Genomic DNA, 6,305 nt, shown 5'->3' with positions numbered 1-6,305 from the left:
GATCTCTATTCATCCACAAAAACAATCTTTGATTTGCTAAAAGAACGCATTAAACCGGGCTGTGTGCTGGTATTCGATGAATATTTTAACCATCCGAGCTGGGAAGAAGACGAGTACAAAGCATTTATGGAATTTATCGCTGAAACTGGCTTGAAATATGAGTATATTGGCTATAATCGCTTGCACGAGCAGGCGGCAGTCCGCATTATTGAATAGCCAACACATGCAACTCGCCCGGCCCGTGTACGCCAATCGTCAGCGTCATCTCGATATCGGCGGTGCGTGAGGGGCCGCTAATCAACGCCGTAGAAGTTGCCTTGCGAATCTCCGGGAGCCGTAAAAGCTCTTGGAGATTTTTTTTAATCGTCGAAGTTTGTAGAATAGCGATATGGATTTGGGGGAGCAAGGATACGCCCTGTGGGCGGCCTGGCCCCGACGCCAGCGCCAGCGTCCCGGTGTTGGCGGCTGCGCCCAGAGCGCCGCTCAGCCCGGCCTGGATGTGGGGCTGGTCGGCCTGCCCAATGCAGATTCCTGCACCTCGCAGCGAATCTAGCAAACCCTCGGGCAAGTGTTGCGCTTCCCAGGCCATAATTTCATCAATGCCGCGGTCGTGAAGTAAAATCAAAATCGCCTCGGCCAGCGTATCTGCCGTACAGGGGATGAAATTTCCGCTCAGGGCGGTTAGCTCGCGCTCAAATTGCTGTGAGAGTGGATCAACGGATCGGCTCATCAACGAGTTTGCAACTGATGGAATAACCGCTTTGTTAACTCGTTGACTCGCTGTTTCACTCGTTCGTTGACTCGTTGAATCAAACCGTTTTCGGAATGGCATCCTCGCGGGGCGTGCCATATCCTTCGAGTAGCCCCACCCCGTAAAGGTGGGCAATCTCATTTGTTCAGCCCTCGGAGATAGAATCCCGCCGATAATGGCTGCCAACTTTTGAGCGAGTCCGAAACGCCCCGGTGAAACCGCCGCCCAGGCGAAAACCTTTAATCCCAGACGCACGCTCCAGGGCAATCCCACCCCTGATGTTTTTACTGCCCCCTGTTCCCCGTCTCCTGACCGCACTTTTAACAACATCCCCGGCAGATCAATATTCACCGGGCAGGCTTCTTGGCAAGCTCCGCACAGCGTGGAGGCCTGCGCCAGATGCCCAAAATTGGCTACACCGAACAACCCCGGCGAAATGACTGATCCGATAGGGCCGGGATAGGGTGTGTGTTCGCTGTTTACGCCAACATAAGCGTGCCCGCCGATCTCGCGGAAGATGGGGCAGGCGTTCAGGCAGGCCCCGCAGCGGATGCACAGCAGGGCGTCGTTGAGCGGTGTGCCGCGCAGGCTGGCGCGCCCGTTGTCGAGGAGGATCAGATGGCGCTCCGCGGGGCCGTCGCTTTCATTGGCTCCCCGCGGCGCGTGAATAATTTGCGTATAGACGCTGATTTTTTGTCCGGTGGCCGAGCGCGGTAACAAACTGAGCATCAACGCCAGATTGTCAAAAGTGGGGACGAGACGCTCCATACCCATCAGGGCGATATGTACCGGCGGCAGTGTCGTAACCATGCGTCCGTTACCCTCGTTGGTGACAATGCACAGCGCCCCGCTTTCGGCCACGCCAAAGTTGACTCCGGAAAGGCCGATGTCGGCATCCAGGAAGGTTTGACGCAGGGTGGCGCGCGCCGCGTTTGTGAGCGTGGGAATGTCAGTTGTCAGCGGAATACCCAATTTTTCGTGGAAAGTTTCCCCGATTTCATCGCGGCGCAGGTGTACTGCCGGGGTAATAATATGCGAAGGCTTTTCGCCGCGTAGTTGCACGATATATTCCCCCAGGTCGGTTTCAACGGCCGGGATGCCCGCGGCTTCCAGCGCGGCATTGAGTTCTATCTCCTCGCTGACCATCGTCTTCGATTTGGCAATCAGGATCGAATCCGTAGATGAACACGGTTGAACGCATTTTTTTTCTTTTGGCGATAACTTTTGAGCTATGTCGAGTACAACTTGTACCGCTTCTTCGGCATTGGCGGCGCGATGGACGATGATACCGTTGGTCTGGGCATTGGTGATAAATTGTTCCAGATAGCGGTCGAGATGAGCAATAGTTTCCGCACGCACACGCTGGGCGCGCTGACGCAATACCCCGAGGGGTTCTTCGAGTGATGCAAAAGCCGTTTTACGCGCCTGTACGCGCCGTTCGGCGTTGGCATCCAGGGCGGTTTGCAAAACAGGGTTGGCGAGCGCCTGTTTTATATGGGCATGAAAGGGCGTGTTTTTCATTATGGTTTTTCAGGGAGCGAATTGTAGGTTAAAGGTTGAAAGTTGCAGGTTGTTTCTTAAACGCTAATTTGTAACCTGCCAACCTTCAACTTTCAACTGAGCTTAGCACTTCCGCAATATGCACAACGCGTTGTGGAAGCCCTGAACGGTGCAGTCCGCCGTTGATGTGCAGCAAGCATCCGGTATCGCAGACCACAATTGTGAGGGCTTCCGTGCTTTCGATATTTTTGATTTTGCGTTTGAGCATTTCAGCGGAAATTTCAGGATGCTCCACGGAGAATACGCCGCCGAAACCACAACATTCTTCAACCGCGGGGAGTTCCACGAGTTTGGCGCCGCACACTTGGGCCAGCAAAGCCCGCGGCTGGCGATCGACGCCGAGGCCGCGCAGCAAGTGGCAGGAGGCGTGATAAGTGATTTTGTGGGGAAAATAGGCGCCTACATCCACAATGCCCAATTCATCCACCAGAAATTCCGTGAACTCGAAGGTGCGTGCCGCCAAAGCCTGAGCGCGTGGCAGCCACTGTGGATCATTGGCGAATAACTCTGGATAGCCGTGCCGGAGCATGGCTGTGCAAGAGCCGGACGGCACCACTACGGGAGCTGGATCAGTTTCAAAAGTGGCAATGGTATGTCGCGCCATTTCGCGCGCCTCGGCGCGCATCCCTGCATTGAAGGCGGGTTGCCCACAACAGGTTTGTCCCTGTGGAAAGGTGATACTAACCCCGGCTCGGCGCAGCACGTTGACGACAGCTTCACCTGTTTCTGGGCGTAGCGTGTCGATCAAACAGGTGATGAAGAGTTGGATTTTTTTTGGCATCATGAAGGATATTTCGTTTGGTAGCTTGCCACATCGTGATCAAAAAGAAGCCCGAAATTAGGGGGTGGAAGTGTCAAAGTATTCAAGGCTAAATGGTGATCGTATTGTAACGCTTGTGCCGGGCATGGACAAGAAACTTTGTTAATGCATGATCGTCACTGAAATTTTGAATGTATTGGCTGATTTGACGCTGAAATCCGGTAAAAATCGGCGATTTATATTCAAAGCGCGTGTCCCGACCCTGCATTAAGTTGCTACTGGAACCGGTTCCAGTTCCGTTTGCGCTGGTTATTGTAGAATGGTAAGATTAACCGGATTTTTTGAACTTTAGGATTTACGCTGGAAAAACCCGAAAATTGGAGTGCGGAGTATCCCATACATCTTATTTTCGAGATATTTCTCATCGAACTGCGTAAGCCCTAAACCCAATATGAGGCAATAATTATGAAATCTTTTCGTGCACAACCTGCTAACCATTTTAGCCTGCCGCGTCGTATTCATCGATTGGGTGAATTGGCCTATAACCTCTGGTGGACCTGGAATCCCGATGCACAGCGTCTCTTTTCTCGCATAGACCACGATTTCTGGGAACGAACCTATCATAATCCGGTATTGTTTTTGCGCCAGATTGAACGTGCTCACCTGAATGCTGTTGCTCAAGACCGTGCCTATCTGGATTTTTACGACCGCACGTTCCGAATTTTTGACCAATACATCAATGCCAAAGAAACCTGGTTTATGCAGAATCACCCCGAGCAAATCAATCGACCGATTGCGTACTTCTCCAGCGAATTTGGTCTGCATGAAACCCTGCCCATTTACGCGGGTGGCCTGGGCGTGCTGTCCGGCGATCATGTCAAAGAAGCCAGCGATTTGGGTTTGCCCTTTGTAGCCGTGGGTTTTCTTTATACACGCGGATACTTCTCGCAGCATATCACCGAGGATGGCTGGCAAGAGGCGCGCTTCAAGCGCTTACATTTTGAAGATATGCCCGTGATGCCCATACTCGATCAAGATGATAATCTGCTGACAGTGACGGTGGAACTACCGGGTCGGGATGTACTGGCGCGCATCTGGGAAATTCATGTGGGTCGCGTGCCGCTGTATTTGCTGGATACCGACGTGGACGGCAATAGTGCGGCAGATCGAGAATTGACAGCCCGCCTGTATAACAGCGATTTGGAAGCGCGCATCTCTCAGGAGTTGATCCTGGGCATCGGTGGCGTACGCGCCCTGCGCAGGTTGGGCTACAATCCATCGGTGTGGCATATGAACGAAGGACATTCTGCTTTTATGGGTTTGGAGCGCATTCGCGAGATGGTGGCTGCCGACCATGCTTTTGAAGAGGCTCAGGCAACTGTAAAGGCCTCAACGATTTTTACCACGCACACCCCTGTTCCGGCAGGCAGCGATGAATTTCCATTATGGCTGATTGACAAATATTTCGCCAATTTATGGCCCGAATTGGGCCTGGACCGCGAAAGTTTTATCAATCTGGCGCGGCGCAAAATGTCGTGGGGTGAAACCTTCAGTATGCCGTTGCTGGCATTTCGGTTTGCTGAACGGCGCAATGGTGTCTCGGAATTGCATGGACAGGTGGCGCGTAAAATGTGGAATTTCCTGTGGCCCGATTTGCGCGAAGAAGATGTGCCGATTTCGTATGTTACCAATGGCATTCACACCGGTACCTGGTTAGCCCGCCGCTTGGATCATCTCTTTCGCCGCTATTTGGGGCGCAATTGGGCGAGCCATTTGGATGATCCTGATCTGTGGGAAGATATTGACAATATTCCCGATGAAGAACTTTGGGCTGTGCGCCGCCACCTCAAGCGCAAACTGGTTTTTTACATGCGCGACCGCGCCCGTGAGCAATGGCTTTCCACCAGTGTGCACCCCGTGCAGGTGATCGCGTCTGGCGTGTTACTCGACCCCTATGCCCTGACGATTGGCTTTGCGCGGCGTTTTGCCACCTATAAGCGCGCCAGCCTGATCCTCAGTGATCTTGAGCGCCTGCTAGATTTAATCAATCGTCCTAATCGTCCAGTGCAGATCATCTTCGCAGGCAAAGCCCACCCCGATGATCACCCCGGCAAGATGCTCATTCAGGAAGTTTACCGGGCTGTCAAAAAAGCCGAAAACGGCGGCCGTTTGGTTTTCCTGGAAGATTACGATATGAATGTGGCCCGCTATCTCGTTCAGGGTGTTGATGTGTGGCTGAATACCCCGCGCCGTCCCAATGAGGCCTCCGGCACCTCCGGCGAAAAAGCCGCCATCAATGGCGTGCTGAATTTCTCGGTACTCGATGGTTGGTGGCGTGAAGGATACAACGGACTAAATGGCTGGGCGATTGGTGATGATAATGATTATGAAGATCATAACTATCAAGACCAATTGGACATCGCCCACCTCTATGACGTACTCGAAAAAGAAATCATCCCACTGTATTATGACCGCGCGGAAAATAACCTGCCGCGTGAGTGGATCTCCCGCATGAAAATCGCCATCCGGACTCTGTCCCCGCAATTCAGTATGCGGCGCATGGTCAAGGAATATACCGAGCAACTCTACCTGCCTGCGATCAGCGAGTAGGTCACACAATAAAAAAATCTCCGCATCAATTTGGTGCGGAGATTTTTTGTTCCATGCTGCGGTGGTTTTTCAACGAACCACGTGATCCTGAAAAATCTTCTCTCCCGCGCGAATGGGAAGTTTGAGCCGATTTTCGAACGGCGTCAGCGGACACGACCAGCGAGCATTATAAGCACAGTAGGGGTTATAGGCTTGGTTGAAATCCACGGCTAATTTTCCATTGGGTAGCCGTTCAGGGTCCAGATAACGCCCCGCGGGGTAGGTTTCGCTTCCGGCCAGTGTGTCCACAAAGGGGATGAAAAATCCGTGTTCGCTCTCGTACACCGTCAGGGCAGCTTGCTCACCTCCCACGCTGAACCGAACCTTCCCATAGCGAGTGTATTGCTGCGTATCGCCCGTGGATGTTTGAATCGTAATTTCTTCCTGGGGATCAAAAATTTCAATATCCGCTTCAAAGCGTAGCGCCGCATTTTCCGGAAAATAATCCAGGCCGTTGAAATCTACCTGTTGTTCGCGGGTTAGCGGGCTTTGCGGATGGTCTGCAAAAAATTCGTCTTTTTCGGCACGTTCGATGGTTAAATTAGGCATGATGGCCTCCAGTGGGTTCGATATACAAAAGATGAG

Annotated in this window: 5 protein-coding genes; 2 read left to right on the top strand and 3 right to left on the bottom strand. The window is 52.6% G+C overall.

The genetic code is table 11. From position 1 onward, the window contains the following. A partial coding sequence (locus tag HN413_07795) for a class I SAM-dependent methyltransferase (GenBank protein MBT3390299.1) occupies window positions 1-216 on the top strand: 216 nt, incomplete at its 5' end. Here the strand turns inward: HN413_07795 and HN413_07790 are convergent. Beyond that, window positions 206-2,272 (bottom strand): LUD domain-containing protein, encoded by a 2,067-nt coding sequence (locus HN413_07790; protein MBT3390298.1) that lies wholly within the window; start codon window positions 2,270-2,272, stop codon window positions 206-208. The two genes, HN413_07795 and HN413_07790, sit on opposite strands and share 11 nt — an antisense overlap. A gap of 85 nt (window positions 2,273-2,357) precedes the next feature. Beyond that, complete coding sequence (locus HN413_07785) at window positions 2,358-3,092, bottom strand: (Fe-S)-binding protein (GenBank protein MBT3390297.1); 735 nt, start codon at window positions 3,090-3,092, stop codon at window positions 2,358-2,360. A gap of 444 nt (window positions 3,093-3,536) precedes the next feature. Here HN413_07785 and glgP point away from each other — a divergent pair, with 444 nt between their 5' ends. Next, the gene (glgP, locus tag HN413_07780) at window positions 3,537-5,681 is read left to right on the top strand and encodes an alpha-glucan family phosphorylase (protein ID MBT3390296.1); all 2,145 of its coding nucleotides are present in this window, start codon (window positions 3,537-3,539) and stop codon (window positions 5,679-5,681) included. A 69-nt stretch (window positions 5,682-5,750) separates the two neighbouring features. Here glgP and HN413_07775 read toward each other — a convergent pair whose 3' ends face one another. Then, entirely contained in the window at window positions 5,751-6,269 is a 519-nt protein-coding gene (locus tag HN413_07775) for a DUF1684 domain-containing protein (GenBank protein ID MBT3390295.1), read from the bottom strand. Window positions 6,270-6,305: the final 36 nt, after the last annotated feature.

It is taken from the genome of Chloroflexota bacterium (genome assembly GCA_018648225.1).
Lineage (GTDB): Bacteria > Chloroflexota > Anaerolineae > Anaerolineales > UBA11858 > NIOZ-UU35.
This window is presented reverse-complemented; position numbering and strand designations above follow the sequence as displayed.

Excerpts from the sequence above, each read along its gene's own strand:
- HN413_07790 (MBT3390298.1), bottom strand. The coding sequence starts at position 2,272 with ATGAAAAACACGCCCTTTCATGCCCATATAAAACAGGCGCTCGCCAAC.
- HN413_07785 (MBT3390297.1), bottom strand. The coding sequence starts at position 3,092 with ATGCCAAAAAAAATCCAACTCTTCATCACCTGTTTGATCGACACGCTA.
- glgP (MBT3390296.1), top strand. The coding sequence starts at position 3,537 with ATGAAATCTTTTCGTGCACAACCTGCTAACCATTTTAGCCTGCCGCGT.
- HN413_07775 (MBT3390295.1), bottom strand. The coding sequence starts at position 6,269 with ATGCCTAATTTAACCATCGAACGTGCCGAAAAAGACGAATTTTTTGCA.